8 protein-coding genes are annotated in these 17027 nt (G+C 66.5%); 5 read left to right on the top strand and 3 right to left on the bottom strand.

The genetic code is table 11. The features are described 5' to 3' along the window. Positions 1-122: 122 nt before the first annotated feature. Entirely contained in the window at positions 123-974 is an 852-nt protein-coding gene (locus AB6730_RS14325) for an EamA/RhaT family transporter (RefSeq protein WP_371024281.1), read from the top strand. Between the two features lie 11 nt (positions 975-985). Here AB6730_RS14325 and AB6730_RS14320 read toward each other — a convergent pair whose 3' ends face one another. Together AB6730_RS14320 and AB6730_RS14315 are read right to left on the bottom strand one after the other, a co-directional pair. After that, positions 986-2014 (bottom strand): LacI family DNA-binding transcriptional regulator, encoded by a 1029-nt coding sequence (locus AB6730_RS14320; protein ID WP_371024280.1) that lies wholly within the window; start codon positions 2012-2014, stop codon positions 986-988. 66 nt (positions 2015-2080) lie between these two features. After that, the gene (locus tag AB6730_RS14315; protein WP_371024279.1) at positions 2081-3370 is read right to left on the bottom strand and encodes a sugar MFS transporter; all 1290 of its coding nucleotides are present in this window, start codon (positions 3368-3370) and stop codon (positions 2081-2083) included. Between the two features lie 362 nt (positions 3371-3732). Here AB6730_RS14315 and glk point away from each other — a divergent pair, with 362 nt between their 5' ends. The 3 genes from glk (at position 3733) to AB6730_RS14300 (ending at position 10208) form a co-directional block, all read left to right on the top strand. Continuing rightward, positions 3733-4758 carry a glucokinase gene (glk, locus tag AB6730_RS14310; protein ID WP_371024278.1) on the top strand — a complete coding sequence of 342 codons (1026 nt, stop codon included), beginning with the start codon at positions 3733-3735 and terminating at the stop codon, positions 4756-4758. A gap of 120 nt (positions 4759-4878) precedes the next feature. Then, on the top strand, positions 4879-7614 hold the full coding sequence (locus AB6730_RS14305) for a TonB-dependent receptor (RefSeq protein WP_371024277.1): 2736 nt from the start codon (positions 4879-4881) through the stop codon (positions 7612-7614). A gap of 317 nt (positions 7615-7931) precedes the next feature. After that, complete coding sequence (locus AB6730_RS14300) at positions 7932-10208, top strand: family 20 glycosylhydrolase (protein WP_371024276.1); 2277 nt, start codon at positions 7932-7934, stop codon at positions 10206-10208. A gap of 167 nt (positions 10209-10375) precedes the next feature. Here the strand turns inward: AB6730_RS14300 and AB6730_RS14295 are convergent, their stop codons facing one another. Beyond that, positions 10376-14677, bottom strand: coding sequence for a DEAD/DEAH box helicase (locus AB6730_RS14295; RefSeq protein ID WP_371024275.1), 4302 nt, complete (start codon positions 14675-14677; stop codon positions 10376-10378). Between the two features lie 127 nt (positions 14678-14804). Between AB6730_RS14295 and AB6730_RS14290 the strand changes: the two genes are divergently transcribed. After that, a complete protein-coding gene (locus AB6730_RS14290; protein WP_371024317.1) occupies positions 14805-17015 on the top strand; it encodes a glycoside hydrolase family 3 C-terminal domain-containing protein in 2211 nt (736 codons plus the stop codon). Positions 17016-17027: the final 12 nt, after the last annotated feature.

Below are 17027 nucleotides of genomic sequence, written 5' to 3'. Positions count from 1 at the left end.
AGCACAGCGCACGACTTGTCTAGCGTCGGTGATCGTGCCGGGTAGATGTCTCCACGAGCGTGACCCGCATGTGTCCGAGCCTGTACGATCCTCCGCAGCCCCGCCGTGCGACACGTCCTTCCATGACTTACATCCTTCTCGCCGTCGCTTTCAGCGTCGCCGTCTCGGTCCTGCTCAAGCTCGCGCGCCGCGCGAACATCGACATCGTGCAGGCGGTGGCCACGAACTATATCGTGGCCGCGGCGCTTTCCGCCTGGCTGCTCCATGCGACGCCGCAGGCCGCCATCGAGGCGAAAGCCACCTATGTGCCGCTGGTGGTGCTTGGCATCCTGTTGCCCGCGATCTTCCTGATGCTGGCGCGTTCGGTCCGCAGCGCCGGCATCGTTCGCACCGACGTGGCCCAGCGCCTTTCGTTATTTCTTGCGCTCATCGCCGCCTTCGTCTTCCTCGGCGATACGCTCACCGGCATCAAGTCGCTGGGCATCGTCCTCGCGCTCGGCGCGGTATTTTGCGTGCTCTGGCGAAAGGAGCGCGGCAGTATGGAGCGGGGTGGCTGGCTGGCGCCGTTGTCGGTGTTCGTCGGGTTCGGCGCGATCGACATCTGCTTCAAGCTGATCGCGCAGGCGGGCGCCCCATTCGCGAGCGCGTTGCTCGCGTCGTTCCTCATCGCCATGGTGCTGTGCTGGATCGCGGTGCTGGTGCGTGCCGCCACGAGGCAGGCGCCGGTCACGGCGCGCAGCCTGGGTTTCGGTGTCCTGCTGGGCGCCGCCAATTTCGCGAACATCCTGTTCTACGTGCGTGGTCATCAAGCTTTGCCGAAGGACCCGTCGCTCGTGTTCGCGTCGATGAACGTAGGTGTCGTGGTGCTCGGCGCCCTCGTGGGCGCCTTCGGCTTCAAGGAACGCCTCGCGGCGGTCAACTGGTTCGGCGTGGCCCTGGCGATCGGCGCGATCGGGGTGATGACGATCGCCTGATCGCGGGGCTGTTACAACCGCCGCGGCGCCGTCGACCCGCGCACGACGAGATCCGGGCTGAAGCCCTCGTTCTCGATCATCGGGTCGTTGTCTTCGCGCTCGAGTTCCGCGATGAGGCGTTGCGCCGCGTGGCGGCCGATTTCTTCCGTGTTCTGGCGCGCGGTGGTCAGCGCGGGCCACGACTGCTTGGAGAACGGGCTGTCCTCGAAACCGGCGATGGACAATTCCCAGGGCACGTCCACGCCGCCGGAACGGGCGGCGGCGAGCACGCCGGCGGCGATCTCGTCGTTGGAGCCGAAGATCGCCGTGGGCGGCTCCTTCAAGGCGAGCAGCTTGCGCGCGCCACGGAAGCCATCGTCGAACGAATAATCGCCCTCCACCACGAGCTTCTTGTCCACCGCGATGCCGTACTCGCGCAGCGCGTCCTCGTAACCCTGGTAGCGCTCGGGGCTGGAGCGGTGTTCCTTGCCACCCCAGAGGAAACCGATGCGGTGGTGCCCGAGCTGGATGAGGTGTTCGGTGATGGCGTAGGCCGCGTCGCGGTCGTCGACGAAGACGCAAGGCCAGCCGTCTTTCGGGTCCTGTCGCGCCGAGATGATCCGCACGAACGGGACCTTCTGCTCGGTCAGCGTCGCCAGCAGGCCCGGCTGTTCGGACATCGGCGGGCAGAGCACGAGGCCGGCCAGGCGGTTACGACGTACCAGGTCGCCCAGCTGCTCGGCCAGGCGGGGCGCGGAGGAATCGCAGGGATGGATCTGCAGCCCGAAACCGCGCTCGCGGCATACCGAAAGCACGCCATTCTGCATGGCGATGACATAGTGTGCGTTGGGGTTGTCGTAGACCAGGCCCAGCGCGTAGGTCCGCGAGCTGCGCAGGCTGCGCGCCGCCTGGTCGGGCTGGTAATCGAGCGCCTCGATCGCGCGCTGCACCCTTTCACGGGTGCGCGCATGGACCGACGGCTCGTGGTTGATCACGCGAGAGACGGTCTTGAGCGATACGCCCGCGCGCTCGGCGACGTCCTTAATGGTAGGGCTACGCAATCTACGACCCCTCAATAGCAAGACGGCCATCCTAGCGGATGGCCGTTACTTAGCGAAGGCGGGACGTCAGTCCTTGACGTGCTGTCCGACCCGGTGGCCCGCCGCGCCGTAGTACAGGATGTACAGGTAGCAGGGCACCATCAGGCACAGGAACACCGCCTGGAAATCGTAGGTCTGCTTCAGGTGGGCGAAGATCACCGGGATGATCGCGCCGCCCGCGATGCCCATGATGAGGAAGGCCGAGCCGAACTCGGTGAGGGCGCCCAGGCCCTTGATCGCCAGCGGGAAGATCGCCGGCCACATCATCGCGTTGGCGAAGCCCAGGGCGGCGACGAAGCCCACCGAGACATAGCCGCTGGTGACGTAGGTGCCGATCGAGAAAACCACGCCGAGGACCGCGGAGAAGGCGAGGTAGCGCTGCTGCGAGACGAACTTCGGAATCAGGAGCAGGCCGGCGATATAGCCCACCAGCATCGCGATGAGCGTGTACGAGGTGAAGTGCTGCGTGTCGGCGGGTGTCATGCCGAAGCCCTGGCCATAGGTGCCGATGGCGTCGCCGGCCATCACTTCCACGCCCACATAGACGAACAGGCAGAGCACGCCCAGCCAGAGGTGCGGAAAGCTGAAGAGGCTGCCCTTGGCATGGCCGATGGCGCGCTCGGAATTGTCGCTCGACGGCTTGATCTCGGGCAGCGAGGAACGCACCACCCATACCGCCAGCACCACCAGGAGGCCGGCCATCACCATGTACGGCAGGTGCACCTTCGCGGCGAAGGCCGCGAGCAAGGCGTCCTTCGCCTCCGGGGAGCCGGCCGCCGCGATCTGCTTGTCGAAGCTGCCAATGTTGCTCATCACCACCGCGCTGAACACGAACGGTGCCGCGGCACCGGCGAGCTTGTTGCAGATGCCCATGAAGGCGATGCGCTGCGCACCGCTGTCGATCGGGCCGAGGATGGAGATGTACGGGTTGGACGCGGTTTGCAGCAGCGAGAGGCCGGCACCGATGACGAACAGGCCGGTGAGCGCACCCGGGTAGACGCGCATGGTGACGAACTGGCCGAACATCACCGCGCCGATCGCCATCACGAAGAGGCCCAGGCCCATGCCTTTCTTCATGCCGGTCTTCTTCAGGATGAAGGACGAGGGCAGGGCGAGGAAGAAATACGACAGGTAGAAGGCCATCGGCACGAGGAACGCGTTCACGTCGTCGAGGTTGAAAGCGAGCTTGACGAAGGTGATCAGTGGTCCGTTGAGCCAGGTGACGAAACCGAAGATGAAGAACAGGACGCCGATGATGATCATCGGAACCAGGCTGGAATGGCGCGTCTCGTCGACGGCGACCGCGGTGGACGACATGGGTGGCTCCCCTCGTGTGGTGTTCGGTATCCGGAACGGCGACACCGCCGGACACGCCCGATTTGTCCCTTTATTGACTCGTGTGCGTAACGTTGTCAATCGCCGGAAGCGCATTCGGCATGACCGATGGCAGGGGACGCCGCTTTCGATGCCGCGGCGCGTCAAGCCACTGATCCGCCATGCGACGCGCGTGCCAGCCGCCATATGTGGCGCCGATGACGAGCGAGACGGCCTCCCGTTGCGAGGTTTCCTGTTGCGCTGCGTTATGGAATGAAGGTTGTCCTAGCCATTTGTCCTGTTGACAACGTTGTCATTCGACTTACAGACTCGGTCGCAGTTGGGGGAGCCATAAGGGGCGCGGGATGGGCGAGTCGGCCAAACAACGGGGAATCGTGCGTGCATCGCGGACCGGGGCGTTCATCGCCGCCGACGTGGGCGGCACGCATGCCCGTATCGGCCTGGTTCGTCGCGCCGCCGGGTCCAACGCCATCGACGTGCTCCGCTATGAACGCTATGCCTGCGCCGATTGGCCCAGCCTGACCGCCGTCCTGCAGGACTTCGTCGGCCGCCTGGAAGGCCAGGACGCCATCGAGCATTGCGCCGTGGCGAGTGCCGGCTACGTGCTTGGCGACGCCATCGTCAACGAGAACCTTCCCTGGCCGGTTTCCATCGGCGACATTCGAGCGACCCTCGGGCTGACCGGGCTCGCCGTCGTCAACGATTTCGAGGCCGTGGCCTACGCCTGCCAGTTCCTGCAGGGCCACGAAACCACGCCGATCATCGAGACGGCCGCCGAAGCGGCGGAGGGACCGATCCTCGTGATGGGACCCGGCACGGGTCTCGGTTCGGCCGTGCTCCTGCCCGGCAAGCCACACGCCACCGTGCTGCCGACCGAAGCGGGGCAGATATCGCTGGCCCCGGGCAACGAGCGCGAAGTCGCCATCCTCGCCGAGCTGGCGCGCGGCCGTGATTACGTTTCCTATGAGACCGCGCTTTCCGGCCCGGGCCTGCTCAATCTCTATCGAGCCATTTCCACGCTGCGCGGCATACCCGCGACGCTGCCCACCCCCGCCGCCGTGACCGGCGCCGCGCTCGACGGCAGCGACATCGCCGCGAGCGAAGCGCTGGACGTCTTCTGCGGGCTGCTCGGCAGCTTCGTCGGCGATCTCGCCATGCTCTACGGCGCCCGTGGTGGCGTGTACCTCGCCGGCGGAATCCTGCCGCAGGTACGCGACCGCCTGCTCGCCAGCAGCTTCGCCACCAGGTTCTTCAACAAGGGCGTCATGCGCGCCTTTCTCCAGCAAGTGCCGGTACGTCTGATGGACCACGGACAGTTGGGTGTGATCGGTGCCGCCGGTCTCTACCTGCACGGTTCGACCGCTCATTGAAGAGCGGGAAAGGAACGCTTCGCTTAGTTCAAAAACCGGGCCGCAAGGCCCTTCGATAGCAACGAAGCACGGCGCGGCCGCGAAACCCGTCGTCGCTACATCCTCTGAGGGGAGGACATCATGTCGCATCGTAGAAACCTGCTTACGGCGAGCATCGTCGCCGCATTGTGTTGTTTCACCGGAATCGCCGCCGCGCAAGACGCCGCGCCGCCTCCGGCGAAACCCCAGACCGCCCAGGAAAAGGCGGATGCCGCGAAAGCCGCACAGCTCGAAGGCATCACCGTCACCGGTATCCGCGCCAGCCTGGAAAAGTCGCTGGACACCAAGCGCAACGCCGACGCCGTCGTCGAAGCGGTCACCGCCGAGGACATCGGCAAGTTCCCGAACACCAACGTCGCCGAGGCGATGACGCAGATTCCCGGCGTCGTGATCGACCGTGCGTTCGGCCAGGGCGACCGCGTCTCCATCGACGGCACCGATCCCAGCCTCAACCTCACCTTCCTCAACGGCCAGCCGATCTCGCAGACGCCGTGGCAGTACGGCGCGCAGCCGAACCGCGGTTTCGACTTCACCATGCTGGCCCCGGAAATCGTCGGCCGCCTGGAGGTCTACAAGTCGCCGGAAGCGCGCCTGCCGGAAGGCAGCCTCGGCGGCACCATCCTGCTGCACACACTGCAGCCGCTGGACCTGCCGGCGAATACCATCCGCGGTTCGTTCGGCCTCAACTACAACGACCAGGCCACGCCGGGTACCCGCCCGAACGGTTCGGCGTTGTACAGCTGGAAGAACGCCAGCAACACCTTCGGCGTGATCGGTTCGATCCAGCACTACGAAGAGAAGATCGATCGCCAGGGCTTCGAGATCTTCAGCTACAGCCCGGTATCGAAATGGGCTTCCAGCCCCGCCGTGGCCGCCGGCATCGCCAACGGCACGCTCGATCCGAACGCGAAGGTGCCCGACGAGGTGAACTCGGCGTGGTTCCAGCAGAAGCGCAAGCGCGACACCGCCACGCTGGGCTTCCAGATCCGTCCGACGGACAACTGGGACATCGACATCAACAACCTGTTCGTCCGCGAGAACTTCGACAACTGGAACCAGTCGCTGTACCCGTTCACCGGTGCCACGCCGGGCAACGTCACCAGCTTCAACCAGGGTCCCAATGGCGTCGTCACCGGCGGCCATGTCTGCGGCAACGATACGGTCGGCTGCCCGGCGATCGCGCAGGGCACCTTCGACAGCAACATCCGTAAATCCGTGGTGCGCACGTCGGCGTTCGACCTGAAGTCGACCTATCGCGGCGACGGCTGGAAGCTGGGCGGCGCGGCCGGCTACAGCAAGGCGACCAACAACAACATTTCCCAGGCGGTGATGGAGCCGGTCTATGCCGGCGGCTACACCTGGGACATCAACAAGGGCTTCGCCTTCGACAACCCGGCCGCCGCGCGCGATCCGGCGAACTGGCACATGGGCGACGTGGATGGCCTCGGCGGCTGGCCGGGCAACTACGGTGACTATTCGGCGCAGTCGCGTGACACGTATGCGCAGTTGGACTTCTCGAAGTACTTCGATTCGTTCTTCAACGAACTGGCCTTCGGTTATCGCTGGAACCGCCACGAGGAAGGCATGCAGGCGCATGTCTACGGTGGCAACGCACCGACCAACCTTGCCGCGCTCGGCTTCGGCGGCTTCACCGATACGCTGGATGCGTTCGACGGCGCGCTGGATGGTTCGTCGAGCCACGTGATGCCGGACCGTGACGCCCAGTACGCCTGGGTGCGCAACACGAACGGCGGCAACGAGGACGCGGGCACCTACCTCAACGGTACCTACAAGCTGGTCGAGAAGACCAACGCGGCCTATGTGCAGGGTAACTTCGCCGGCGGCGACTTCCACGGCAACGTGGGCTTCCGCTACGTCGACACCAAGACCGACGGCACGGGCTTCGTCTACAGCGGCGCACCGGTGCTGCCCGCGCCGGCCGGTTCCTGGCAGACCTCGTCCAAGACCACGAAGAACTGGCTGCCCAGCCTGAACGTGGCCTACGACGTCAGCGAAGACGTGGTGCTGCGCCTGGCCGCGGCGAAGGTGATCGCCCGCCCGCCGTACAACATGCAGGTGAACAACCTGTTCCTCAACGACTCCGTGCTCACCGGCTCCGGCGGCAACCCCGACCTGAAGCCGTACAAGTCGAAGAACTTCTCGCTTTCCGCCGAGTGGTACTTCGCGCCGCAGTCGTACGTGGCCCTGACCGGCTTCTACAAGAAGATCGAGAACTACACCTTCGTCGATTCCGCGCCGGAACAGCAGTTCAACTCGGGCATCTTCAACGACCAGACGACGTTCGCGCGCCAGGTCGCCCAGGGTCTCTGCACGCCGGACGGCTTCTGCACCTATAGCATCAGCCGCCCGCGCGACACCGGTTCGGGCAAGGTGCGCGGCGGCAGCCTGAGCTACCAGCAGGCGTTCTGGGACACGGGTTTCGGCGTGACCGCCAACTACACGTATGCCAAGGGCACGCTGGATTCGGGTGGTTCGCTGCCGTACAACTCGAAGAACTCGTACTCGGTCAGCCCGTACTACGAAATGGGCCCGTTCAGTGCCCGCGTCACCTACAACTGGCGTGGCAAGTACCTCGCCGGCGGCTACATCGCCGGTGCGCCGCCGGCCACCACGGCCGATTACGGCGATCTCGGTGCGACGCTGGGCTGGAAGCTCAACAAGCAGGTGTCGTTCACCCTCGCGGGCATGAACCTCACCAACGAGAAGTACAAGCAGTACCTCGGCATCACCGCGATGCCGGTAGCCAAGTACACCACCGGCCGCCGCTACATGGCCTCGGTGCATTTCGACCTCTGATAGCGCGTCCCGGACGTGCGGCCACGGATGGCCGCACGCTCACCCCTCGAAGCTCCATTCCCCTCGGGCCCGACGCATCTTCATCGGGCCCGCTTTTTTGGGTCGGCCTTCAGTGGGCAGTACCCCCAGTCGCAGGCACCGCTTCGATGGTGGGAGCCGCTTCAGCGGCGATGGCTGCTTGCCTCGACCTGCCCCGCTGCCGCGGGATCGCCGGCATAGCCGGCTCCCACAACGCATGGCTTCGAAGTCACGGTAGGCAGCGTCACCGGTTACCGCCACAATCGACCGATCCACAACCGATACGACAGGAGCCCTCGATGCGCCGAATCCTCCTCCTCGCCATGGCCGCAGGCCTTGCCGCCTGTGCCAACCAGCCGAGGCATGAAGCCGGTCCCGTCGACGACACTCCGCTATCCCTCATTCCCATGCCCGCGCGGTTGCAGCGCACTCCCGGGCATTTCCGTCTCGTTGCGGGCACGCCGATCAGCGTGGCACCCGGCGATACGCAGGCGAAGCGCGTTGCCGTCCAACTGCAAGGCTGGATTCGCCAGGCCAGGGGCTTCACCCCGGCCATCGTCGAGGGCAAGCCCAGCAGCGGTGGCATCGCCCTCGCCACGGTATCCAGCATCAAGGGACGCGAGGCTTATACGCTCGACGTCGACGGCAGTGGCGTGCGTATCGCCGCGAACGATGAAACCGGCCTGTTCTACGGTGCCGTGACCTACTGGCAATTGCTGACCGACCCCGCGGCGCAGAACGGCGTGCCCGGCGTGCATATCGTCGACGCGCCGCGCTTCGAATGGCGTGGCCTGATGCTCGATTCCAGCCGGCACTTCCAGTCGGTGAACGAGATCGAGCACCTGCTCGACCAGATGGCCATGCACAAGCTCAACACCTTCCACTGGCATCTCACCGACGACCAGGGCTGGCGCCTGCAGATCGAGAAGTATCCCCGGCTCACGGAAATCGGCGCATGTCGCCAGCCCGTCGGCCCCGATGTCGCGCTGACCGGCGACGCCGATCATCCGTACTGCGGCTTCTACACGCAGGACGAGGCAAAACAGATCGTGGCCTACGCGGCGGAGCGTCATATCACCGTGGTGCCGGAGATCGAGATACCGGGACATGCGCAAGCCGCGGTCGCCGCGTATCCGAAGTTCGGTGCCGGCGGCAAGAAGCTTCCCGTATCGTCCGATTGGGGTGTGAACACCGCGCTGTACAACGTCGACGACGGTACCTTCGTCTTCCTGCAGGACGTACTGGACGAGGTGATGGCGGTCTTCCCGTCCACCTATATCCATGTCGGTGGCGACGAGGCGGCGAAGGACGAGTGGGAACGTTCGAAGACGGTGCAGGCGAAGATGAAATCGCTCGGCATCACCGACGAGGAGCAGATGCAGGGCTGGTTCATCGCGCGCATCGGTGACTATCTGGAGAAACATGGTCGCCGCCTGATCGGCTGGGACGAGATCCTCGACGGCAAGGTGCCCGCCAGTGCCACGGTGATGTCGTGGCGGGGCACCAAGGGCGCGGTCAAGGCGGCCAATGCCGGCCATGACGTCGTGCTCGCGCCGTCGCCGACGCTCTACCTCGACCAGTTGCAATCCAGCCTTCCCGACGAGCAGCCAGGCCGCCCTTCCGGGCAGACGTTGAAGACGCTCTACGACTTCGAGCCGGTGTCGGCGGAGATCGCGCCGGACAAGGCCAGCCACGTGCTCGGCGCGCAGGTCACGGTGTTCAGCGAGTACTTGCCGAACTGGTACCGCACGCAGCACGCCATCTTCCCGCGCATGGCGGCGCTGGCCGAGCGCACGTGGTCGCCCAAGGCGGATTGGAGTGGCTTCATCGCGCGCCTCCCCGCGCAGATGTCGCGTTACCGCGCGGCGGGCATCGTTCCGTCCGACGGCGCGTATGCGGTCGCCATCCAGGCCGAGGCGGCCGGCGAGGACAAGGCGAAGGTGACGCTGTCCAACCAGAGCGGTTACGGCACGCTGCGCTATACCACCGATGGTTCCGCACCGACCTCGCAGTCCACCGCCTATGGCGGCCCCTTCGACGTATCGTTGCCGACGACGGTTCGTGCCAACGCGTTCGCCGGTGGCTTCGGTCTGGCCGGCCCGCGCGATCGCGAGATCGACGCCAAGTCGCTCTTGCGCCGGACCAGCGACGAGCTGGACACGTGCAGCGACAAGCTCGTGCTGCGCCTGGAATCGCCCAACGCGGTGAACGGCCAGCGTCCCGTGTACAAGGTGGACATCATGGACACCTGCTGGGTATGGAAGGGCGTGAAGCTCGACGGCCGTTATGGCATCGCCGTGACGGTGGATCGCCTGCCCTACAACTACGCGCTATGGAAGGACGCCAAGGGCATCGTGGCGCGCAAGGCGCGTTCGGGCGCGGGCGAACTGGAAGTGCACCAGGACACCTGCGACGGGCCCAAGCTCGCCAGCATTCCGCTGGCGAAGGCGAAGGATGGCCGCGCGACACTCGATGGCGTCCTGCCCAAGAGGGAAGGCACGCACGACCTGTGCTTCGTCGTCACCGGCAAGCCCGGCCCGAAGCTATGGGTGCTGGGCGACGTGCAACTCCGCTGATGGCCGGTAGGCTATGGGCCTGACAGCTTGGTGAGAGGCCTTGTGGGAGCCGACCTTGTCGGCGATGGGTGCTTGCCTCGACCTGGCCCGCTGCCGCGGGATCGCCGACAAGGTCGGCTCCCACCAGAGCAGGCTTCCACCAGAGCTGGTTCCCAAGAAAAATGGCTTCAGGCCAGTACGGTGCGCATGTCGGCTTTGCGCTGCAAGGCGGCGCGGGCTTCGCGTTCGTCGTCGCCTTCCAATGGCGTGAGCGTGACGAACTTGCCGGCGATCATCGCGGCCAGCGGGATGCCATCGCGGATGGCGATGCGGTTGCCGATCGTCGACGGTACCTTGCCGCCGGCGACCATGTTGCCGACCAAGTTCAGCGGGTCGGTGCCGGCGATGCACACGATCTCGCCATCGTGAACGCGATGGCGGATCTGGCGTAGCGCCGCCAGTGCCTCGGGCAAGGCGAATTGCTCGCCGACGAGGCCGTCGACGAAACGGCCGCCGCGAATCTCGCCGCGCGCCTCGAGCCGGTGATACACGCGCCGCAGGTCGCGCCATGCCGGCAGCCATGCGGCCTCGCGTTCCAGGATGCGCCAGCTGACCACGCCGTAGCGGCGCAACAAGGTACGCGCGATGTGCTCCAGGCCGTCCGCGTCATTGCGTTGTTCGCTCGGCCGCCGCGCCAACGCCCAGCGGCCGGCGTCCTCGATGCCACTGAGCATGTGCCGCCGCGTGCGCCGGTGGCGGTTGCCGTTTCGCTTGGAGGCGGGAAGCAGGAGCGCGCGCAAGCCGGCGAAGCTATCGGCCGTGGCGCGGCCCGCGGCGACCAGTTCACCGAGCGCATCTTCGAGCTCGGTGCGCAACAGGCGCGTGGTCGACGCGAGTTCGTCGAAGAACAACGCGCCTTCATCGCGCAGGGCATCGGCAACGGCCTGCGCACGCGACGACAGCGGCTGCTCGTCGTTCGCGGCGGGTGCCGCCGCCGACCAGACGGGCAACTGACGACGCGGCAGCAGCACGATCGGCGTCGACCGTACCGGCCCGCCGTTGCCGGTACCCAGGCGCAGCCGGCTCCAGACGACGCGGCCCGCACGGCACAAGTCGTCGAGCCAGCCGATGCTGTAGTCGCTGACGCGTGCGGGTAGCAATTCCGATTCCCACGCACCCGCCGCCGCTTCGAAGCCTTCGAGTTGGCCGATGACACCGGCGAGCGCATCCGGTCCCGCCACCTGTGTCGCGCGGGTCACGTGTTGCCAGTCGAGCAGGAAGCGGAGGAAGTCGCGTGGTGCGACCGGTTCGATTTCCCGGCGCAGGCGTCCGATGGTGTAGCGATGGATGCGCGCGAGGAGATGGCGCTCGCACCATTCCACCTCGGAGGCGCCCGGGGAGAAGGGGCCGCGCATGACGTAGCCTTCGCTCTCCAGCGAAGCCAATGCCAGTTCGACGTCGGCCACCGCCACCCCGAGGGACGTGGCAAGGACGATGGCGGGCACAGGTCCGAGGCCGCCGAGGCGTCCGCGGACGATATCGACGAGCGCGGATTCGGATGTCCACGCCTGCGCCTCGAATTCGGCGGGTGCCACGATCGCCGGCGTCATGCCGGCGCCGGGATGGATGGCCCGCCATGCAGGCAAGCGTTCCGCGGCGACCCACAACGACACGCCCTCATGGGAGAGCCGCGTCGCACGTGCATCGGCCGAGAGCGCCGAAAGCAGTTTCGCCCAACCGGCGTTGTCGCGTACCTCGTCGAGCGTGATCGCGCCGAGCTGGACCAGGGCCTCGTGCATCTCGTCCGCGCTGCGCGCTTCGGGCCAGGCTTCTTCCCGTACCGAGGCGATCGCCTCCGGATCGAGCCGGCCGAGGTCGTCGGCGCTCTCCGCCTCGTTCCAGCGGCGCGACTGCACCGCCTGCGTGCGGCGTTCCTCGAGCGGCGCATCGTCGAGGAACGCGTAGGGAGCCGCGCTGAGCACCTCCGCCGCCAGCGGCGAGGGAGTGGCGAGGTCGCGTGCGACCATGGTGATCGTGCCGGACTCGAGCCCGCGCAGCACGCCGAGCAAGCCTTCGCTATCCATCGCTTCGTGCAGGCAATCCTCGAGCGTCTGCTTCACCAGCGGGTGATCGGGCACCTCGCGCTCACCGACGAGGTTCTCCGCGCAGGCGACCTGGTCGGGGAAGACCGTGGCGAGCAGGTCTTCGCTCTTCATCCGCTGCAACTGCGGCGGGACCTTCTTGCCGCCGCTGAAGCGCGGCAGGGCGAGCGCCGTGGTGGCGTTCCAGCGCCAGCGCACGCCGAACAGCGGCGCGTCGAGCAGGGCCTGGACCAGCACGTGCTCGGCCGAGTTCGAATGCAGGTAGCGCGCCACTTCGTCCAACGGAAAGCTGTGGCTGGTGGACAGCGACAGCACGATCGCGTCTTCGGTGGCGGCCGCCTGCAATTCGAAATTGAACTTGCGACAGAAGCGCTTGCGCAGGGCCAGCCCCCAGGCGCGGTTGATGCGGCTGCCGAAGGGTGTGTGGATGATGAGCTGGGTGCCCCCGGACTCGTCGAAGAAACGCTCCATCACCAGGGTGTCGTGCGTCGGCAGGGCACCGAGCGCGGCACGCGCCCGGAACAGGTAGTCGACAATTTGCTCGGCCGCGGCTTTCGACAGCGACAGGGTGTCCACGAGGTACGCGAGCGCGGCATCGCGGCCGCCCTTGTCGAAGGCGGTCGAGATGTCGGTACGCAGGCGCGACACGCCGAAGGAAAGTTCATCGGTGCGCCCCGGCGCCTCGCCGAGCCAGAAAGGAATGTTCGGCGGCGCACCTTGCGCATCCTCGACGCGCAGGCGGCCCATCTCCACGCGCAGGATGCGGTAGGAGCGGTTGCCCAGCTGGAAGACGTCACCGGCGAGGCTTTCCACCGCGAAATCCTCGTTCACCGTGCCGACGATGATCGCCTGCGGTTCGAGCAGCACGTTGTAGTCGCCGGTGTCGGGGATGGTGCCACCGGAAGTCACGGCGGTCAGCCGCGCGCCGCGGCGCTCACGCAGGCGCTTGTTCACGGCGTCGCGGTGGATGTACGAACCACGCGGGCCGACGCGCGTGGTGAATCCCTCGGCCAGCATGCGCACGGTCTCGTCGAAGGTCTCGCGTTTCAGGTCCTTGAACGGGTACGCGCGACGGACGAGGTCGAACAAGGCGTCTTCATCCCATTCCTGGCAGGCGACCTCGGCCACGATCTGCTGGGCGAGCACGTCGAGCGGTTCGTGCGGAAGGACGAGCGCATCCAGTTCGCCACGGCGCACGCAATCGAGCAGCGCCGCGCACTCGATGAGATCGTCGCGCGAGGTGGGGAACAGGCGGGCCTTCGGCGTGCCGCCGACGGCATGGCCGGCACGCCCCGCGCGTTGCAGGAAGGCGGCGATGGAGCGTGGCGAGGCGATCTGGCAAACGAGGTCCACGTCGCCGATGTCGATGCCGAGTTCGAGCGAAGCCGTGGCCACGAGCGCGCGCAATTCGCCACGCTTCAACCTTTGCTCGGCGTCGAGCCGCTGCTCGCGTGAAAGGCTGCCATGGTGCGCGGTGACCGCTTCCTTGCCGAGCCGCTCGGAAAGATGCCGCGAGACGCGTTCCGCCATGCGCCGCGTGTTCACGAAGACGAGCGTGGTGCGATGTTGCTCGATCAGGTTGCCGAGCCGGTTGTAGACCAGCTCCCACATGTCGTTCGACATCACCGCCTCGAGCGGCACCGGCGGCACCTCGAGCGCGAGGTCGCGATGGCGCGAGTGGCCGATGTCGACGATGGCGCAGTCTGCGCGCTCGCTTCCGGTGAGGAAGGCGGCGACCTTCTCGATCGGCTTTTGCGTGGCGGAAAGGCCGATACGGGTGATACGGCGCTGGGCGAGGGATTCCAGCCGCTCCAGTGAGATGGCCAGGTGGCTGCCACGCTTGCTGGCCGCCACGGCATGGATTTCGTCGACGATCACCTCGCGGATGTCGCGCAGGATCGCCCGGCCCGATTCCGAGCCGAGCAGCACGTAGAGCGATTCCGGCGTGGTGACCAGGATATGCGGCGGCCGGCGCTTCATCCGCTCACGGTCGGACGAAGGTGTATCGCCCGTGCGCACGGCGCTGCGGATTTCGAGGTCGGGCAGCCCTTGCTTGCGCAGTTCCTCGCGGATGCCTGCCAGCGGCGCTTCGAGGTTGATCCGGATGTCGTTCGACAACGCTTTCAGCGGCGAGACGTAGAGGATTGTCGTGCGATCGCGCAAGCCACCCTCTTCCACGCCTTCGCGCACCAGCATGTCGATGGCGGAAAGGAAGGCGGTGAGGGTCTTGCCCGAGCCCGTCGGCGCCGCGACGAGGGTATGCCGGCCGGAGCGGATCGCTGGCCACGCCGCGACCTGGGCCGCCGTGGGCTCGGCGAAGGTACTCGCGAACCAATCGGCGACGGCGGGGTGGAAAGCAGCGAGTGGCGTCGACTTTTGTGAATTCATTGAATCACTTAAGTGGGGCCGAAAGGCCTATTTGGCAAGCCGAAGGGTAACCCGGGACGGTCGCATGGGTTGCGATGAAAGCGTTACTTGGCGATGGTTGGTGTTTCCCCCGGATCGAATCGTGACCATGCCCGATATCGCGCGCCGCACCACCCTCGCCCTTGCCCTCTCCACCGGCCTCGCCGGCGCCGTGAACGCCGCCCCTCCGGCCGAGCGGCCGTGGATGGATCGCTCGCTGTCGCCGGACCGGCGCGCCGAACTGATCGTGGCGGCGATGACCGACGATGAGAAATTCCGGCTGATCCGGTCGGATTTCGGCCAGAAGAACGACAAGCTGCCCCATCCGGCGGATTCCCTCGATGGTGCCGGGTACGTTCCCGCCATTCCGCACCTTGGCTTGCCGGTCCTGAACGAGACCGACGCCGGTCTTGGCGTGGCCCGGCCCGGCAACGACCAGCTGGGCGCCATCTCGTTGCCCGCCGGCCTCGCCACGGCCGCCAGCTTCGATCCGTCCGTGGCCCATGCCGGCGGACGCATGATCGGTGGCGAGGCGCGCGGCAAGGGTTATGGCGTGCTTCTCTCCGGCGGGGTGAACCTGGTGCGCGATCCGCGCAACGGACGCAACTTCGAATACGCGGGCGAAGACCCGGTGCTGGCCGGCACGATGGTCGGCGCCGCGGTGAAGGGCATCCAGGAGCGCAAGGTGGTCGCGACGGTGAAGCACTTCGCCATCAACGACCTCGAATCCGGACGCAATACGCTGAGCGCCGACATCGACCCGGTCGCCTTGCGTGAATCGGACCTGCTGGCCTTCCAGCTCGCCATCGCCAAGGGCGATCCCGGCTCGGTGATGTCCTCGTACAACCGGGTCAACGGCACCTATGCCGGTGAACACGACTGGTTGCTCAACCAGGTGCTCAAGCAGGAATGGGGCTTCAAGGGCTGGGTCATGTCCGACTGGGGTGGCGTGCATAGCGCGACCAAGGCGGCGATGGCCGGTCTCGACCAGGAATCGGCGGGCGAGGTATTCGACAAGGAGGTGTTCTTCGACAAGCCGTTGCGCGAGGCCTATGCCTCGGGCCAGTTCCCGAAGGCGCGGCTCGACGACATGGTGAAACGCGTGATGCGCAGCCTGTTCGCCCACGGCGTCATCGACGAGCCGATGAAGAAGACCAAGGTGCCGTACGAGGCGGACCGCGTCGTGGCACGCGACACCCTCGAAGCGGGCGCGGTGCTGCTGCGTAACGAAGCCGGCTTGCTGCCGCTGGCACGGAAGGGCCAGTCGGTCGCCGTGATCGGTGGCCATGCCGACAAGGGCGTGCTCGCCGGTGGTGGATCGTCGCTGGTCTCCGATGTGGCGGGCGACCCGGTTCCAGGCCTGGAGCCGAAGGCATGGCCTGGCCCGATGAAGTACCACGCGTCGGCACCGCTCGCCTTCATCCAGAAGCTCTCGGGTGGCAAGGTGAGCTTCGATCCGGGTACCGATCCGGCGGCCGCCGCCAAGGCTGCCGCCGGATCGGATGTCGCCGTCGTCTTCGTCACCAAGTGGGCGGCCGAATCGTTCGACTGGACCGACCTCTCGCTGCCGGACAACCAGGACGCGTTGATCGCCGCCGTGGCCAAGGCCAACCCGAAGACGATCGTGGTGCTGGAAACCAACGGCCCGGTGAACATGCCCTGGCTCGGCCAGGTCGGTGCCGTGATGGAAGCCTGGTATCCCGGTTCGGGTGGCGGCGAAGCCATCGCACGGTTGCTCTATGGCGTGACGGCACCCTCCGGACGCTTGCCGGTGAGTTGGCCGAAGGACGAATCGCAGTTGCCGCGGACGACGATCGAGGCGGCCGGACTCTATTCCAAGGCGAAGCCGGCGGACAACGTCGACTACAACATCGAAGGCGCCGATGTCGGCTATCGCTGGTTCGAGAAGACGCATCGCGAACCGCTGTTCGCCTTCGGTCATGGCCTGACCTACACGAGCTTCGCGTACAGCGATTTCGCGGTTGACAAGGATGCGGCGGGCCATCCCGTGGCACACGTCACCGTGAAGAACACGGGCAAGGTGGCCGGCGCGGACGTCCCGCAGATCTACGTGACGGCACCCGGCGCCGCCACGCGCCGCCTGGCCGGCTGGAGCAAGGTGAAGCTGTCGCCGGGTGCCAGCAGCCGCGTCGACATTCCGTTGGAGCCCCTCGCGCTCGCCCGCTACGACGATGCCGGCAAGCGCTGGCGCGTGGCGCCGGGTCGCTACACGGTGAAGCTCGGCCGCTCGGCCACCGACATCGCAGGCGAAGCGGCCGTCGAGGTCGCGGAGAGCTTTCCGGTGGTGAAAGCGCCCTGACGAAAGAGCCGG

The sequence above is a fragment of the Luteibacter sp. RCC_6_2 genome (genome assembly GCF_041360655.1).
Classification (GTDB): domain Bacteria; phylum Pseudomonadota; class Gammaproteobacteria; order Xanthomonadales; family Rhodanobacteraceae; genus Luteibacter.
Note: the sequence above shows the minus strand (reverse complement) of the source record. Positions and strands in the feature narration are given on the sequence as shown.